The sequence below is a fragment of the Dactylosporangium sp. NPDC050688 genome, from assembly GCF_040654515.1.
GTDB lineage: Bacteria > Actinomycetota > Actinomycetes > Mycobacteriales > Micromonosporaceae > Dactylosporangium.
Map to the genome: position 1 here is coordinate 1 of NZ_JBFAIC010000082.1, position 16843 is coordinate 16843.

The 16843-nt window shown below is 71.5% G+C and carries 11 protein-coding genes and 2 pseudogenes; 7 read left to right on the plus strand and 6 right to left on the minus strand.

Annotated features, from left to right (window positions below; genetic code table 11):
* A pseudogene (locus AB0H83_RS44880) lies at nucleotides 1-294 on the plus strand (hypothetical protein); the annotation flags it as partial.
* Nucleotides 295-639: 345 nt separating this feature from the next.
* Here AB0H83_RS44880 and AB0H83_RS44885 read toward each other — a convergent pair.
* Entirely contained in the window at nucleotides 640-876 is a 237-nt protein-coding gene (locus AB0H83_RS44885; protein ID WP_360107681.1) for a hypothetical protein, read from the minus strand.
* A gap of 234 nt (nucleotides 877-1110) precedes the next feature.
* Between AB0H83_RS44885 and AB0H83_RS44890 the strand changes: the two genes are divergently transcribed.
* Nucleotides 1111-1641, plus strand: coding sequence for a hypothetical protein (locus AB0H83_RS44890; RefSeq protein ID WP_360107683.1), 531 nt, complete (start codon nucleotides 1111-1113; stop codon nucleotides 1639-1641).
* Between the two features lie 124 nt (nucleotides 1642-1765).
* Here the strand turns inward: AB0H83_RS44890 and AB0H83_RS44895 are convergent, their stop codons facing one another.
* The gene (locus AB0H83_RS44895; protein ID WP_360107686.1) at nucleotides 1766-2227 is read right to left on the minus strand and encodes a hypothetical protein; all 462 of its coding nucleotides are present in this window, start codon (nucleotides 2225-2227) and stop codon (nucleotides 1766-1768) included.
* A 745-nt stretch (nucleotides 2228-2972) separates the two neighbouring features.
* On the opposite strand from AB0H83_RS44895, the gene AB0H83_RS44900 reads away from it, so the two are divergent.
* Together AB0H83_RS44900 and AB0H83_RS44905 are read left to right on the plus strand one after the other, a co-directional pair.
* Nucleotides 2973-6905 (plus strand): hypothetical protein, encoded by a 3933-nt coding sequence (locus AB0H83_RS44900; RefSeq protein ID WP_360107689.1) that lies wholly within the window; start codon nucleotides 2973-2975, stop codon nucleotides 6903-6905.
* Between the two features lie 93 nt (nucleotides 6906-6998).
* The gene (locus AB0H83_RS44905) at nucleotides 6999-9335 is read left to right on the plus strand and encodes a hypothetical protein (RefSeq protein ID WP_360107692.1); all 2337 of its coding nucleotides are present in this window, start codon (nucleotides 6999-7001) and stop codon (nucleotides 9333-9335) included.
* Nucleotides 9336-9506: 171 nt separating this feature from the next.
* Here the strand turns inward: AB0H83_RS44905 and AB0H83_RS44910 are convergent, their stop codons facing one another.
* From AB0H83_RS44910 to AB0H83_RS44920, 3 genes are read right to left on the minus strand one after another with little or no spacing between them, the layout of a single operon-like run.
* Entirely contained in the window at nucleotides 9507-9953 is a 447-nt protein-coding gene (locus AB0H83_RS44910) for a hypothetical protein (protein WP_360107695.1), read from the minus strand.
* 51 nt (nucleotides 9954-10004) lie between these two features.
* The gene (locus tag AB0H83_RS44915; RefSeq protein WP_360107697.1) at nucleotides 10005-10553 is read right to left on the minus strand and encodes a sigma-70 family RNA polymerase sigma factor; all 549 of its coding nucleotides are present in this window, start codon (nucleotides 10551-10553) and stop codon (nucleotides 10005-10007) included.
* Between the two features lie 60 nt (nucleotides 10554-10613).
* Complete coding sequence (locus AB0H83_RS44920; protein WP_360107700.1) at nucleotides 10614-11735, minus strand: S8 family serine peptidase; 1122 nt, start codon at nucleotides 11733-11735, stop codon at nucleotides 10614-10616.
* 101 nt (nucleotides 11736-11836) lie between these two features.
* Between AB0H83_RS44920 and AB0H83_RS44925 the strand changes: the two genes are divergently transcribed.
* The 3 genes and pseudogenes from AB0H83_RS44925 to AB0H83_RS44935 form a co-directional block, all read left to right on the plus strand.
* Nucleotides 11837-14443 carry a CHAT domain-containing protein gene (locus AB0H83_RS44925; protein WP_360107703.1) on the plus strand — a complete coding sequence of 869 codons (2607 nt, stop codon included), beginning with the start codon at nucleotides 11837-11839 and terminating at the stop codon, nucleotides 14441-14443.
* 417 nt (nucleotides 14444-14860) lie between these two features.
* Entirely contained in the window at nucleotides 14861-15106 is a 246-nt protein-coding gene (locus AB0H83_RS44930; RefSeq protein ID WP_360107706.1) for a hypothetical protein, read from the plus strand.
* A 173-nt stretch (nucleotides 15107-15279) separates the two neighbouring features.
* A pseudogene (locus AB0H83_RS44935) lies at nucleotides 15280-15942 on the plus strand (tyrosine-type recombinase/integrase); the annotation flags it as partial.
* A 261-nt stretch (nucleotides 15943-16203) separates the two neighbouring features.
* Here the strand turns inward: AB0H83_RS44935 and AB0H83_RS44940 are convergent.
* Nucleotides 16204-16836 carry a hypothetical protein gene (locus AB0H83_RS44940; protein ID WP_360107709.1) on the minus strand — a complete coding sequence of 211 codons (633 nt, stop codon included), beginning with the start codon at nucleotides 16834-16836 and terminating at the stop codon, nucleotides 16204-16206.
* Nucleotides 16837-16843: the final 7 nt, after the last annotated feature.

The following is a 16843-nucleotide window of genomic DNA, read 5'->3' on the forward strand; positions in this document are numbered from 1 at the left end:
CACGCTCACGCAGCTCATCGTTGTACTTCTTCGGTGCAGGCATTGCCGGTGTTCCTCCAGGTTTCGATGTCTCCATCTAACCCGGGGCGGAACAGGATCCTCATCGCCGGCAAGCGGCACCTGGCCAGCGTCCTAACCGAGTACACCGCCCACTACAACGACCATCGGCCACACCGACCGCTCGGCCAGCAACCACCCAACCCGCCACCGCAGGTCGTCGACCTCAACGCCGCCCGGGTCCAACGGCGCCCGATCCTCGGCGGGCTGATCAACGAATACACGCAGGCAGCCTAACCAAACCGGATTTACGAGCCCCACAGGCTGACACACACCAAATGCCCACACCGTTGATCTTGGACGATGTGCTGCGTCTGGATGTCGATCGCTACAGCCTGTGAAACGTTTGCCTTGTCCTGGCCTGCCTACGACCGGAGGTTCAGAAAGCACCGACAGCACCGATACCGACCAGGCCACCAACACGAGCCACCCACCGACACCCCTGCCGGCAAGCTAACCAACATCAAGAAGCTGTCTCACTGGACTTGACAGGTTCCGGAGCTCGTGGGGATGATCAATACCCGCCCACCCCGATCCACCCCGACATTGTGGGGGATCCTCAGTGCCGTTCAACACTCAGATCTACCTGCGCGTCGACCTCACGCTCAAGGAGAAGGCGCTCGGCAGCACCCGCACCACGACCTGCTTGGTCGCCGGGGTGTCACCGGGCGAGAGGTTGGTGATCTGGCCGCTCACCAGATCGTACCAGCGCAGTGCCTCCTCCCGCGCGTCTGCCAGTTCCTGTTCCTTGCGTCGCCGCCAGAAATCAGTCCACCTCTCGAACGTGTCGCTCTGTTCGACGGTACACAGCGGGATCACTCCGCTGCTCGGATTGCGCCGCCCGAGGGTTGCTCGCGCCGCTGCCGTGGGCGTCCCACGACCGCGTCGCACCCACGCCTGAGTCGCGACTCAGCCTTGCCCTTCGACCACTCTGTTTGCCCGATCGCCCCTCGACTTTCGGGGGGTGCCCGATCCAAGATCACTGTAGATGATCTTGGGCCGCGCGGATCACCACCTTCATCGAACCAACCCAACATAGTTCGGAGGAGACTCATGCTCAAACGTCCCGGACTGTTCCGTCGCACACTCCTGCTGATAGTCGGCGTGCTCGTCGCCTCGCTGGCATTCCAGGCCACCCCGGCGCAGGCTTACCCACCGAACGCCGGCATCATCCGAAACTGGGAGACCGGGCGCTGCCTCGACAGCGACTGGAACGGGAATGTCTACACGCTGCCCTGCAACGGCGGGAACTTCCAGAACTGGTACATCAATGTGATCATTGACCGCTGCGGGTACGGTTCCTGTCATGTAGGGAGCCTCCTCATAAACGCCGAGACCGGCCGTTGCATAGTGTCCTGGGGCGCCCCCGCTTACGTCCAAACGACGTCGGATTGGTCGGATTGCTGGATTCGCAACCAAAGCCAGAATTGGGACACACCAACATCCAACAATTATGTGGTCACCCGCTTCAAGTGGTACCCGGATCCGAACTTCTGCCTCGACAGCAACTACGCCGGCGACGTCTACACGATGTCCTGCAATGGCGGGGGCTTCCAGAATTGGCGAGCTGACGGCAACCTATAACTCTGGATCGCATGATAGAAAACGAGCCCGGCGCCTGCGACCAACGTCACCAGCCGATTCGGCCACGACGCGCGCGGCGCCGGGCTCGGCCGTTCACCGCTGGAGGAACGGCCGACGAACAGGCTTATTCAGCCTGTGAGTTGCCGCGACCGCGGTTGCGCCCGTTGCCGTTCCCGTTGCCGTTGTTATTCCCGGAGCCGCTGTTTCCGTCGTCGTCCGAGCCGTCATCGCCGGTGTTCGACGGGACCGCCGCCGGCGGTGTCACCACCGTCGTCTGGCAGGCGGAGTCACCGAGGTAAAAGGCGGGCGGCGGCGGGTTCTGGCCCTGGTAGCCGGCGGGGAACCGGAGGGTGGTCGGCGACTGGGCCGCCCACGCGCCGTCCACCGTCGCCACCACGTCGTTCCCGCTCTGGCGCCATCCGCCGGCTGAGGCCACGATGGCCTGCCCACCCGGGAACGCGAAGCTCAACGCACTCGCACCGGGGATGACGTCGCCGCCGTGGCCGACCGTGACGGCGGCGTCGAAGCCGTCGCGGCCCACCCGCTCGACCTGGTAGGTCACCGCGCACGAGACGATCGGCGCCACCCCCATCGAGGCGGTGACGGTCGCCCGCCGCTGGCCGACGGGGGTGAGGTGAAGGCGAGACGGCCGAGGACCAGCGCGGCCAGCGCGGCCCCGGTCAACGCCCACCACAGTGGAGCCCGGCCGGCCTGACGCGGCGGTAGGAAACCGGCCGGCAGGGCGACCGTCGCCGCCAGCGGGACGCCGTCCACCCGTACCGTATCGCCCTCCGATGTGGACGGTGCGATGGTCTCCACAGTGGACTCGTCGATCGACCGGAGCGCGCCGGCGACCTCGGCCATGGTCGCCGCGCGTGTGCGGCTCGTAAATTGGGTTCGGCTTACGCTGCCTGCGAGTATTCGTTGATCAGCCCGCCCAGGATCGGGCGTCGTCGGACCCGCGCCAGGGCCCCGGCAAAGTCGTGACGGGCGCCTGGCCTGAGGTGATTGGTGTAGACGCGCCCTTGCCGGAGGCAGCAAGACGGGCATGACCGGTTCAGAAGATCATCGAGGTTCCTACGCCTTGTTGATCACTTCCGAAGTGAGCCATGCCCGCATCGCCATCATCGCTGATCGCCTCGTTGTCGGCCGTACCGGCCGGACTCTGCCCGCCGGAATTGACCGCCGGCCTGCCCGCAGTACCCGACCCACGCGCCCGCCGTGGTGCGTGTCCGATTCTGTACATCGCCGTCCGTATCACCACTCCCCCACGGCCCGTCTTGCTGGCCGATCGTGCCACAACGACGGCGCGACCCGACCGAGGGGGACCCATGGGTATCCAGATTCCACCGGCACCGCCGCGCGTGCACGCGGCCCGGCGCGCCCGGCTGCGCAAGCGCAACGCCCGCATCGCCGCCATCGGGGCGTTGTATCCGAACACGCGGACGTTCACCGCCGTGTCGGTCACCCCGACCGGTTCGGCGCCGGTGTCCGTGGCGCAGCTGCGCCAGGTGCCGCGCACGCTGACCCTCGTCACGCCGGACCACACCGATCCGGGCCAGGACCACCTGTTCGTCGGCCCGCACGCGGTCCTGCGCGAGCAGATGCGCTGGAACGCCGACTTCGAGGACCTGACGTTCACCACCCGCACCGCCGCGGGCGCCAAGGTCAGCGGCTACCTGCAGATGACCCACGCCCGCACCCGCGCATACGGGGTCCTGCACTACGCCGGGGTCGACGTGAGCGTCGAGTACGCGCTGGCGCCCCAGCGGTACCTCATGAAGCTCGCCCGCGGCGCCGCCTACGTCAGCACCGGCAGCGGCAAACCCGTCGTGGAGTGGGACCCGGAGAGCGCCCGGTGGCGCGATGCGGCCTGGCCGGCGGACCACCAGCTCGGCTTCACGTTCGGACCAGACGGGCTGGGCACGTTCGACGAGTCCACGGCGCTCGGCCTGCAGGTAACGTTCGACGACATCGCCTCGGGTGTGACCTGGACGCCCAGCGTGGCATCGTCTACCACCAGCATCGACGGGCATGCCCTGCTGCGGTTCAACCTCCTGGGTGGCAGCCGTCCGCCGCGGTCCTCCGACGACACCGACCTGTTCCCCTACCAGCTGCGCGTCCAGCTCACCCCGTTCGGCCTGGACTTCGAGGGCGGGATGATCTGCGAGCAGAACACCGCCAACGGCGTCGCCTACGGCCTGCAGGGCGTCTGGGACGGCGGGCACGTGGCCGGCCTGTACCGGCTGCGCGGCCGGGGAACGCAGGTCGCCGTCGGGGTGCACCACCGCGAGCTCTACATCGGCGAGGAGCGGGTGCCCGGCACCACGCTCGAGGGCGGCCGGCTGACCTGGCGGGGTCTGCCGGACCGGCTGGTGAAGAAGACCGGCCTGCCCGCCAGCGGCCACCTCGACTTCTCCGTCGACGGCGGCGGCGTGACCGGCTCGTCGTTCGGCGTCGTCGGCGAGCGCATCTCCCCCGACGAAGCGGCCGGCGAGCACCACGACCACGACGGGCGCGACCGGGTGCGGCAGGGGCCGCCCTACACCATCACCGACCTGACCCGAATGACGCAGTTCGTCACGAACGCGCACGGCCTCTACGTCGACGACGTCCAGGCCAAGTCGATGGAGGACTTCTACCACATCCTGCAGCACGACATGAACCAGGACCTGCGCAGGAAGTTCATCAACCCGAACCTCAAGCCGCTGCCGCCCGCGGTCGCGGAGATCGCCAGGAAGGACGGGAGCAAGGGCACCCACCCGAAGGGCTGGTACGAGTCGCTCGGCCTGGCCTACACCGTGCAGTCCCTCGCCGAATGGAGCGACGACCCCAAGGCCGTGCTACTCAACGGCAACCGGGCCGCCGCCTGGCTCACCCGGCAGACCGAGTCCAGCGACGTCATGGACAAGCACGGCCCGCTGCTGTACCAGAACCGGTACTCGGAGAAGTACCGCGACGAGCTGGACTGGTTCCTGCTCGACCAGGAGGACCCGGACCGGCTGCCGGAGTACAACGCCTACGTCGACGCGACCGTCGCCAAGTGGGTCGCCGAGATCCAGGACGACAAGGCCACCACCCCGGCCGAACGGGAGAAGGCCGAGGCCGACGTCAAAGAGTTCGGCGCGAAGACCAAAGAGCTCAAGGTGTACTGGGCGTTCCGGCTGTTCGTCCAGGCGACCGGCCCGGCGTACATGAATCTGCTGCAGTCGATCCTCGAGGACCCGACCAACGACGGGTCGATGTTCACCCAGCAGGTCCAGCGCAACGTGGCGCTGCTCGCCGTGCTCGACCCGTCGAACACGGTCGCCCAGCAGTACGCGGAGATACTGCAGCTGTTCCAGGTGGCGAGCCTGCTGCCCCAGCTCGTCGACTACTCGGGCGACAGCGCCGGGTTCAACTTCGCGGTCAAGCAGATCGTGGACGCGTTCGTCGCGAAGTACCTCCACAGCGAGGACCCGACGCTGCGGGAGGCGGCTCAGGAGCTGCAGCGCGCGGCGAGCGCCGAGGTGACCGCCGCGTTGCTGAACTGCCTGCGGATCGCCGCGGCGACCTCCGATGGGCTGTACAACTGGGCCCTGGTCGCCGAACGCTACACCTCGACCGTGCAGAAGGTACTGGGCAAGGTCCCGCAGGCGGTCGTCAAGAGCATTCTCTTCGCGACCGTGGGCCTCATGATCTGGTTCTGCGTCACCGGCGTCGGCTCCTGGTCGGACCTCCCGGTGGAGCAGCAGTTCGTGATCATCGCGTCGGCGGTCGGGTTCACCGCGCAGGCACTGGTGCTCCTGGTCAAGCGGGGCCTCGCGGTGCACGACATCTTCGTGCCGGGTCAGGGGTTCTGGAAGACCGTCAAGACGTGCTTCAGCTCGAAAACCCTGACCAAGGCGCAGGCGTTGAACGCGTCGGGCTTCATGGGGTGGCTGAACGCCACCACGGACGCCCGCAACCAGGGCACGCTGAACCGGCTGAAGTTGCGCGCCGACTGGTACGTGCGGCAGGGCACGGCCCAGGAGGCGGCCCAGATGGGTCGCCAGATCAGCCGGCAGAAGGCGCTCACGTTCGTCTTCGGCCGCAACATGCGCGAGTTCGTCGCCACCCGGATCGGCGCGTGTCTCGCCGCGGGCGGCATCATCGCCTCCGCGATCGCGCTGCACAGCAGCGAGGAGCCGTTGGAGAAGGCGGTGAACAGCCTGTTCCTCATCGCCTCCGCCCTGGAGTTCATCGCCACGGCGGGTGCGTGGGGGCTGGCCGCCGCCGGCATCGGCACCATCGGCGGCATGGCGGTCAGCTCGATCCTGGCGGTGGTCTCGATCATCGGTCTGGCGGTGCTCGTCGCCGGCTTCATCACGATGATCATCTGGATGACCCGGCCGCAGAAGAGCCCGGTCGAGCTGTTCGCGGAGTCCTCGGGGGACTACTACATGCCGTTCGAGGCCGCGATCGACTCGTTCCAGGTGTACCAGCCGCTGAGCCAGCCGCAGCGCGCCGGGATCGCGGTCACCGTCGACAAGCACCGCCGCGTCATGCGGATCAACAGCGACCGTTCGGTGGTGCAGGGGCCGCTGGACGCCACCGGCAACACGGCGTTCTACGCCCGCGTCGACGACGCCGGCCGGGTGCAGATCGGCGCCCCGATCCGGGACACCGAGGGCCGGCGGGTGCTGTTCGCCCTGTCGACCGACGACGCGGGCGCGGTCGGCGCCACGAACGCCGTCAGCGAGACCTCGACCAGCGACGAGAAGCTGCTGTGGATCGCCGAGATCCAGGGCAAGGGCGAATACGAGACCGACGACCATGACGAGCGGCGGCTGCACCGGGCCCCGTTCAAGATCCGCAGCCGGTACTGGGACGCGAAGGGCCAGCGCCGATACCTGACGCCGGATGGCCTGACCGGCTGGAAGCTGGGCGACGACGCCGGCGTGGCCACCGTGCTGTGGCTGGAGGTCGTCTCCACGGCACCGCAGGGTATCCAGGTCAACGACATCCTCTGGTTGACCAACCAGCACGACGAGCGGCGCTCCGCCGGGCTCGACCTGCCGGGCAGCACCCCCAGGCAGTGGAGCATCAGCCCGGCGCTGCCCGCCGACATCGTGCTGGACCGGACGACCGGTGAGATCGCGATGGTCCGCGGCGCCGACATCGCGCCCGTCCCGCCGACGAAGTACCGGCTGACCGTGGCCAACCAGATCGGCTCCACGCACGCCGACTTCACCCTGGAGGTCCGGGTGTCCACGCCCGCCCGGATCCCCGCCCTGATCGGCTGACGAGCCCCGACGTCAGGCCAGGCGGCGAGGTGCCGGACTAGCTCCGGCACCTCGCCGCGTCCAGGTCCGCCTCATCCGGCAGGAGTGTCCACCATGCCCAGTCCGTTCGATCCCACGAGCGTGCACGAGCTCGCCGAGGCGCTGCCGCCGACCGGGGCCAACCCGGCCGCCGACGCCGCCCGCACCGCGCTGGTCCGCTGGATCAAGCTCGCCACACCGGGGCGTCAGTCCATCGGCGGCGCACCGTTTCGCACCGTGTTCTTCCCGGGTACCGCCGCCGGCCCGGACGACGCGAAGATCACCGCGCTTACCGGCCTCGGCGCGGACTTCTTCGCCGCGTTCGCGACCGTGACGCTGTGCGACCGCATGCACCAGACGACCCGGGTCCTGCAGCCGCAGCTCGTCGGCGACCGCATCGACGCCGGCGTCGCCGAGCACAACCGGACGCTGCGTCCCCGGGTCCGGCGCTGGTACGGCCAGATGCTGTCCGCCACGCCCGGGCCGGTCGCCACCGCCCTGCGCGCCTTCGGCACCGACCAGCAGCGCCGCCTCGCCCTGGGGCACTACGTCGCCGGTCTCACCTCACCGACCTGGATCAACGACAAGCTCAGCCAGGACCGGCTCGGCTTCTGGCCCGACCGGGACTGGGAACTGTTCCACCACTACGTCAAGCTCGGGCTGCTCGGCGCCACCTTCGAACAGGTCGACGACGTCATCCGCCGCATCAGGGCCGGTGGAGTTCCGGTGCCCGACGCGCTGGGCGTGGAGCGCTGGCAGACCTGGTCGCGATGGTGGGCCGGCGACATCGACGGCTGGGACCTGGCCGACGCGACCGGCCCGATCCTCGCCACGACCTACCAGGTCGTCGTCGGTGCCCCGTGGCCGGCCACCATGCCGGAGGGCAACAGCTACGAGTTCACCGCCAACACGATGCCCGGCAGCCCGTACCGGCAGGTGCCGCAGCGGTCCTGCTTCGCGCCGGGCACCCGGATCGTCATGGCCGACGGCAGTCTGCGCGCCGTCGAACACGTCCGGCCGGGCGACGCCGTCAGCACCCCGGCCGGCCCCCGGGACGTGGTGTTCCACTCCTCCCCGCCGCGCGCCGGTCGCACCCTCGCGCGGTTCACGGACGCCGGCTTCTCGTTCGCGGCGACCCACCCGTTCGTCGTGCGGGGCGGGGCCGCCGCCTATGCCGCCGCCGACCCGACCGGGCTCGCCGAGACCGTGCCGTCGCTGGCGCAGTACGGCATCCGCCCGCTCGACGGCGCCGATCGGCCGGTGCTCAGCCGGTACACGCGCCAAGGGGACCGACCGCACCGCCCGGGACGGATCGTGGCCGCGGACGACGAGCCCGAGCGGCTGCACGACCTGTTCCTGGCAGTCGGCCCCGACGGGCGCAGCGAGTTCTACGCCGGCGACGAGCACCTGCAGCTGCTGGTGAGCTCGGAGGCGCCCCGGTTCACCGCCGCGCCCGAGGCGGCCGCCGTCGTCCTCGGCGTCCTCACCGCGTGCGCCGACACCGTCCTGGGGGTCCTCGCGCCGATGTCCGACGAGGCGTTCGCCGACGTCCTGGCGATCGGCCTCGACGCGGTGGCGCGCCGCCTGCTCGCCGACGTCGGCCCGTCCCTTACCGACCAGGCAGTAGCCACGGCCGGGCCCGGCGCGGCCGTGACGACCGCGGCCGACATCGCCGCGGCGCTCACCACCTTCGCCAGGACGGCCGGTGCCGCGGACGCGACGACCCGCCGGCGCCTGGGCCTGCTGGTCGAGGCGTTCGTGCCCCGGTTCGCCGAACAGTTCCAGGCAGCCGTGGCGCTGGGCTGGCGCCGCTGGCCCGGACCTGAGCCGCGGACCGCCTCGCTGCTCGCGGTGACCGTCCACGCCGTCGACCTGCTCGCCCGCCCCGGCGCCGTCCAGGCCGACGGCGCGCGGGTCACGGTGACCCTGCGCCGTGACGCCGCCCGGTCGGGCTTCGTGCTGCCAGTCGAGCCTTCCCGCGCCGCCGACCGGCACCGCTACACCGTCGACGCAGTGGGGTACTTCTCGCAGTGGCGGCCCATCCTCGAAGCGCCGGTCGAGGCGCAGCGGGAACAGGGCTGGACGTTACACGTGGCCGTCGACGGCGATCCCGCGGTCGCCGTGCTCACCCTGCCCCGGCTGCTCGACCCCGGCTACGCGGCGCTCGTCGCGCCACTGGTCGACCCGGGCGGCGCTACCGTCGGCCGCGTGTCACTCGACCTCCGCGCACTCACCCCGGGCGACCTGGAGCAGGAGGAGCAGGCCCGGCGCGCCTGGAACCCGGATCGCAGACCGGTCATCGCCGGCCGGCTCACCGCGCTCGCCTCGGCCTACGTGCTGGACCAGTTCGGCGCGGCGGTGCACGCCTTCGGCCGGTACGCCGCGGTCGAGCGCACCCCGATCGTGCGCTGAGCCGCCTCAGCCGCCCTGCTGCTCCGCTGGGCGGGGCGGGCAGGGCGCCGGCGCAGCGCCGGGACCTCCGCCGAACCAGTGGCGGGGGTCCCGTCCGGGTTTGAGCAGCAAGGCGCCGGCGTCGCCGCAAGGAAGGTGATACGCCGAAAGTCCGGCAGCTCGGCCGCGCTGTCAGGCGTCGAACCACTCCGTGACGAGGCGGGCGCCGTCGTCGAACGTCACCGAGACCCGGTGCCGGCCGTGCGGGAGCCCGTCGACCTGAAACCTCCCGCGGTCGTCGGCGCGGACGGCGCGCATGCCCGTCGGGGACTCGACGGTCGCGTCGGCAGGCACCGGCGGGTCGAGCTGGCCGAGCAACCGCAGCGCGCCGTCGTCGCTCGACAGCTCCAGCACCACCATGATTTCGTCGCGGGAGAACGTCAGCAGCCGCGCCGCGCCGCCGCGCACGTGTGCCAGCTCCCGGCCGGTCGCGGCGGTGTCGTCGGTGAGCCGGGCGAGCGCCCCGGCCAGGTTGCGCCACGCCAGGGACTCGAATCCGGCCTGGAGCAACAGCTCCGGGACCGGGTCGGCGTCGCTCCACATCGACTGCAGGGCGTCGCCGAGAGCGTCGTCGTTCATCGGGCTCCTCGCACGTCGATCGGATGATGTGGTGGCCGGTCGGCCAGTTGGTCAGCCGGTCAGGATCGACCGGAGGCCGGCGAGGCACCGCGCCCGGGTGGGGCCGATGCTGCCGATCGGGATGTCCAGCGCCGCACCGACCGTCTCGTAGCTCGGCGCCGGGTCCGCGAACATGACCCGCAGCAGCCGCTGGCACCCGTGCGACAGCCGGGACACCGCCTGCCACAGGGCACGCTGGGACTCGTCGCGCAGCAGTCGCTCGTCGACCGCCGCGGCGGCCACCGCGGCTGGGCCGCCCAGCCCGTCGACGTCGTCGACGGGCACGTCGCGGCCGGCCCGGCGGATCAGGTTGAGCGACTCCCGGCGGGCGGTGGTGGCCAGCCAGCCGGCCAGCCGATCGGGATCGCGGATGTCGTGCAGGTGCTCGACCAGCCGCAACCAGGTGCCCTGCACCACGTCGCCGGCGTCGGCGGTGGACAGCCGGAAGCTGCGCGCGACGGACCAGACGAGTCCGGAGTAGGTCATGACGATCGCGTTCCAGGCCCGTTGGTCGCCGTCGGCGGCGGCGGCCAGGGCGGTCGCGGGATCGAAATCAGTCACGCCCGGAACCCTAACAGCCGTTGTCATGACGGTTTCCGGTCCTGTTCGTCCCGGCGCCGGTCAGGCCAGCCCGGGCAGGCCGCCGAAGGTGCGCTCCGTCGCCTCCTTGCGGACGAGGTCCGCGGCGCCCACCACCGAGCCCGCCGTGCGGTGGTGACTGGCGATCGCCGCCGCGGCGTATGGCGCGGCGAACGACGTGCCGCTCCACTTCGCGAAGCCGGTCGGGAAGTCCTCGTGCGTGACGTACGTGCTCGTGACGTCGGCACCGGGGGCGGTCACGTCCACCCACGAGCCGCTGTTGCTCCACTCGCACAGCTCGGTGCCGTCATGCGCGGCGACCGCGATCACCTGCGACGCCCACGGCAGCGAGGTGCCGGCGAACGCGGCGGGCCAGTACGGCCGGTCGCTGATACCTTCGTTGCCGGCGGCCGCCACGACCACCCGGTCCTTGCCGCGCAGCAGGTTCGTCAGTGCGGCCGCGAGCAGCAGCGGCGGGCGGTCGTTGCGGGTGAACCCGCCGAGGGACAGGTTGACCACGTCGACGTCGGTCAGGGCGAACAGCGCCCGGGCCAGGTCGACCTCGGTGCACAGGCCGTCGGCGTCGAGCACTTTGATCGCGCGGACCCGGGCGTTGTCGGTGCGGGACATGACCACGCCGATGATGAAGTTCGCGTGGCCGAGGTCGGTGCCGACGTCCAGCTCGTCGTCGAGGTCGTCGGTCTCGTACCAGTGCGACGGCAGCGGGCTGTCGCTCCACACCGCGGTGTCCAGCACGGTGAGCCGCACGGCGGCGTCCTCGGCCGGTCCGCCGTCCAGGGGGTAGGTGGCGGCCGTGACCGGCGGCCCAAAGGGGCCACCCATCTCGAACGGGTTGGACATGAACACGTGGTTGGCTGCCGCGGCGCCGCTCGGCAGCGCCGACGTCACGGCCTCCGGGTCGACGCCGGGCGCGGCCAGCCGCACGAACCCCGGAACGGCCGACAGCGCCGCGATCGACGAGGGCGCCACCCCCGCCGATGCCAGTGCCGCCCGGGCCGCCCGCTCGTGGTCGACGGCCACCAGCACCTCGTTCTTCGTGCGGCGCACCGGCCTGCCGGTCATGGTGTCGGTGTGCAGCCAGGGCAGCGCCGCCAACCGGGCCGCACGCTGCTCCCGCCGGCGTCCGTGCGTCTCATTCGCCATCGCAGGTCTTCCTCACTCGTCGCCGTGGATAGGATGCGCAAGATGACGGGCGTGCACGGCCTCCTGATACATCCGGGCGGAAGAAATTCTGGCCGGCTTTTATGACCGGTCCGACCGACCAGCTCCTGCAGGCAATTCAGGCCGATCCGCACCGGGCCGCCGCCGACGCACGCGACGCGCTCGCCCGGGCCCGGCACGAGCGCGACTTCGCCGCCGCGGCCGCCGCGCAGCGCTTGCTGGGGCTGGCCGCGCACGGGCTGCACAACGCGACGGCCGCCGCCGCGCACCTGCGCGCGGCGATCCGCTCCGCGCGCCGGGCCGGGGACGCCACCGTGGAGGCCGAGTGCCGCATGAGCCACGCTCTCGTGCTCGACGACCGCGGCGCGTCCGCGGCGGCGCTGCGCGAGATCGAGCGGGCCTGCCTGCAGCTCACCGGCCTGCGCCTGGCCCGCGCGACCATGCAGCGGGCGCTGATCCTGCGCCGGGTCGGCCGCGACGGCGACGCGCTCGCCGGCTACCAGCGTGCACTGACAGCGTTCCGGCAGCACGGCGACGCGCTGTGGGAGGGCCGGGCGCTGGTGAACCGCGGGGTGCTGCGCGGCTACCGCGGCGAGCTCGGCCCGGCCCGGGCGGACCTCGGCCGCGCGGTCCAGATCTTCACGGCGCTGGGGCTGCCCGACGCCGTCGCACGGGTCCAGCACAACCTCGGCTTCCTCGCCGCGCAGGCCGGCGACGTGCCGGCCGCGCTGTCGTACTATGACCAGGCGCGCGACCAGCTCGCCTACGTCGGCGCGGCCGCGGTCACCCAGCTGGACCGCGCCGAGCTGCTGCTCACCGCGCGGCTGCGGCCCGAGGCGCGGGTCGCGGTGGGCGAGGCGGTCGAGGCCGCCCGGGCCGGCGCGTTCTCGTCGCTGCTCGGCCAGGCGCAGCTGCTGTCCGCGCGGATCGAGCTGGTCGGTGGCGACGCCGGACTCGCCCGGACGCTGGCCCGCCGGGCCCGGTCCACGTTCACCCGGCAGGCCCGCCCGATCTGGGCGACGCTCGCCCACCGCGTCGAGCTCACCGCGCGCGTCGCGGCCGCCGGCGGCAACCATCGCGACCTGCGGAACCTGGAGACGACCGGCGACCGGCTGGCCGCCGCCGTCTGGCTGCCCAACGCCTGGGACGCCTGGATCGACGCCGCGCACCTCGCCGTCGACCTCGACGACCTGGACACCGCGCTCCGGTGCCTCGGCAAGGCCTGCGCCGGCCGGCGCGACGGACCGGCGCCGCTGCGGGCGCGGGCCTGGCACGCGGCGGCGCGCATCGCGCTGCGGCAGGGCCAGCTGCCGGTCGCCAAGCGCCGGCTCGCCGCCGGCTACCGCGACATCGAGCAGCACCAGGCCACGCTCGGCGCCACCGAGCTCGGCATGCGCGGCGGCGCGATCGGCGTCGACATCGCTGCGACCCGGCTGCGCCTCAGCCTCGGCGAGGGCGACGCCCGCGGCGCGCTGACCTGGCTGCAGCGGGTCCGCAGCGCGGCGCTGCGGCTGCCGCCGGCCCGCCCGTCCGACGACCCGGTGGTCGAGGCGCTCCTCGCGGAGTTGCGCACGGTCGCCACGGAGAGCGCCACAACCGCGATCGACTCGCCGCGCACCGCCCGGCTGCTGCGCCGCCAGCGGGCGATCGAGGCCGAGGTGCGGCAGCGGTCCTGGCACAGCGCCGGCACCGCCGTCGCGGCGCGCCGCCCGCCCTCGCCGGCGGCGCTGGCCGCGGCGCTCGGCGAGCGGGTCCTCGTCGAGCTGGCGGCGCTCGACGGCCGGCTGCACGCGCTCGTGCTCGCCGACGGCCGCGTGCGGCACCGGCAGCTGGGCCCGATCGAGCCGGTCACCACGGAGCTGACCGCGCTGCGCTTCGCGATCCGCCGGCGGGTCATCTACCCGGGCACCCGCATCGCCGCCCGCGCCGACGACGCGGCCGCGTACTCCGCCGGCCTCCTCGACGAGCTGCTGCTGCGTCCGCTGGCCGACCTGCTGGACGGGCGCCCGATGGTGCTGGTGCCCAGCGGCGCCCTGCACGCCCTGCCGTGGGCGATGCTGCCGACCTGCCGCGGCCGGGCGGTGACGGTCAGCCCGTCGTCCTGGCAGTGGTGGTGGGCGGCGACCGCGGACGCCCACGGCGGCGACGGGCGGGTCCTGGTCGCCGGGCCCGCGCCGCACCACGCGACCGTCGAGGTCACCGCGCTCGCCGGGTGGCTGCCGTCGGTCACCGCCCTCACCGGTGCCGCGGCCACGGTGACCGGTGCCCTGCGCGCCCTCGACGGCGCGGCGGTGGGACACGTGGCGAGTCACGGCGTGTTCCGCGCCGACAACCCGATGTTCTCCCACCTGATCCTCGCCGACGGGCCGCTCACCGTGTGCGACCTGTCGGCGCTGCGCCACCCGCCGCGGCTGCTGGTGCTCTCCTCGTGCGACGCCGGACTGTCCGCGGTGCACCCCGGGGACGAGCTGCAGGGCTTGGCGGCAGCACTGCTCGGGCTCGGCACCCGCACCGTCGTGGCGAGCCTCGGGCCGGTCGACGACGAGGACACGCTGCGGCTCATGACCGACCTGCACCGCCGCCTCGCCGCCGGCGTCGCCCCGGCCGTGGCGCTGGCGCAGGCGCAGGCGCAGTCGGCCGGTGTGGACCGGATCAACGCGGCAACGTTCATCTGCCTGGGCGCCGGCTGACCCGACACCGGTGAGTGCCATCGTCGGCGCACCTGATTAGACACCAGTTCGTGTGGGATTACACCAACATCACGTCAGGGCACGACCGCCCACGGCGCTGGTGTGCCACCGCATGCTCGGTGACTCGATCCGGTGACCAGCCCGTTTGCGGCACACGCCCCTCGATCCCGGTGCGGTCACGATGACCGCCATGAGACGCAGCGGACCAGCCGCCGAGCAGCTCATCGGCGCGCTGATCCCTCAGCCACTCCCCCGGCCCCTCCCGACGCCGACACCACTACCGACCCTCCCACCACCCGGGCACCGACCGGTCCGGACAGGATCGAACTCGACGTGGCCCGGCTCGACCGGACAAGGCGCTGCTCGGCCCGGACGCTGCTGCACCAGCTGGACTGGCGCCCGGACCACCGACTCGTCGTGGACGTCGCCGACGGCACGATCCAGATCCAACGCCACCCAGGCCGCCGGGCCCCGGTGGACACCCGCGACACACTCACCCTGCCCGCCGCGGCACGACAGCTGTGCGGAATCTCCAGCGGCGACCAGATCGTGCTCACCGCCGACCTCACCCATAACCGCATGACCATCTATCCGATGGCAATAGTGGCCCGGCTGCTCACCGAACACCACCCACGCCCCACGGACGACCGCCGTGGTCGCTGACCCGAACCGTCTCGCCGCCGCGTGGGCCGCGCTCGCCGACCTCGGGATCACCCTCGCCGACCTACAGCACGACGCACGACCACAACAGCCGACCTTCGACCGACTACCTGCCACACGTCGCCGCAACCGCAGGACCCAGCTCCACACGCGTCCACAGCACCTACTGAAACCGCATGGCCAACACCTGGACCGACCGACCGATCGACGACATCACCGCCAGCGAGACCCAAGCACTACGGCTCGTCATCGTCGCCACCACCCGCAGCCACCGCAACAGCCGCCACGCCGGCGAACTGTTCATCGCCGCCGCCCGCACCTACTACACATGCGCCGCCGACGACAACCTCATCGACGCAGCCAACAGCCCCGCCCATCGCATCAGCAAACCCCCACACCTACCCAGCACCCGCCGCGCCCTGACCCCAAACGAGCTCACCGAGATCAACCTCATCGCCCGCACCACCGGCAACCACGTCATCCTCGACGCGCTCCTCCTCCGCCTGTACACCGAAACCGCCTGCCGACGCGGCGGCACTCTCACACTGCGCCTCATGGACCTCGACGCCGACCGCGGCCTCATCCTGCTCCACGAAAAGGGCGGCACCGTCCGATGGCAGCCGATCAGCGTCGACCTCGCCACCCGACCCACCGAACACGCCCACCTCCGCAGCGCCGTCCTACCCACCGATACGCTGCTGCGCTACCGCAACGCCACACCACTCACCAGCCGACGCCACGACCACCTCTGGCACCGCATCGGCCACCACCTGCCCTGGGACGCCGCCCACGGCACCAGCACCCACTGGCTCCGGCACACCACACTGACCTGGCTCGAACGCCACTTCGGCTACGGCATCGCCCGCGCCTACGCCGGCCACACCGGACCAGCAACCACCTACATCCGCGCCGACCTCCAAGCCGTCGCCAACGCCCTCGCCACCATGACCGGCCAACCACACCCACTCCCCCAAACCATCAACAATCAACCAGATGGTGACCCCCGCCGCGACCGGATCGCCTGTGAGGTCGCCCCGCTGCTGCCCTGGGCCGGGCGCAGGTGGCGGACCGCTGTTCGCCACCCACGCCGGGCCCGCGCGTCAGCCGAGGGCGGCTTTCACGTCGTCGAGCTTCACCGCCGTGTTCGTCTTGGACACGAACGGCGACGGACCTGCGAATGTGAGCTGTCCGCTCGCGTCGACCGTGGCGATGCCGGCGACGTACAGCCCTTCGGCCTTCACCGGCAGGGTGGCCGGCTTCGGTGCCGCGAAGATCGCGAACGCGGTGCCGCCCAGTTCGGACGGGCTCTTGAGCCGCGCGTCGGGCTTCTGCACGTTCGCCAACTTCTCGTGGGTGTACGCGAGGCGGCCGCCCTTCTTGTCGGCCTTGTTCCACTTGCCGCTCATATACACGATCGTGAGCGTGGCACCGGGCTTGACGTCGCCCTTGACGACAGTGTCGAGCTTGAACGAGATCGACCCGTAGATCTCCGGGCCTTCGCCGGGGATGTTGCCCTCGGCGTCCGGGTCGACCGGCACCTCGTACGCCATCTCGTTCACGGCGGTCACCGTCCCGGTCGCAATGACCGGCCGCTCGGTGACGAAGGCCTTGAGGCTGTCGAACGGCACGGACGACGCCTCGTACGCGGCGACCGCCACCGCATCGTCGCTGGCCGTGCTACCCGAACATCCGCTGAGCAGCACCGCGGCCGCCACAGCAATCCATTTTCGCACTGTGGCC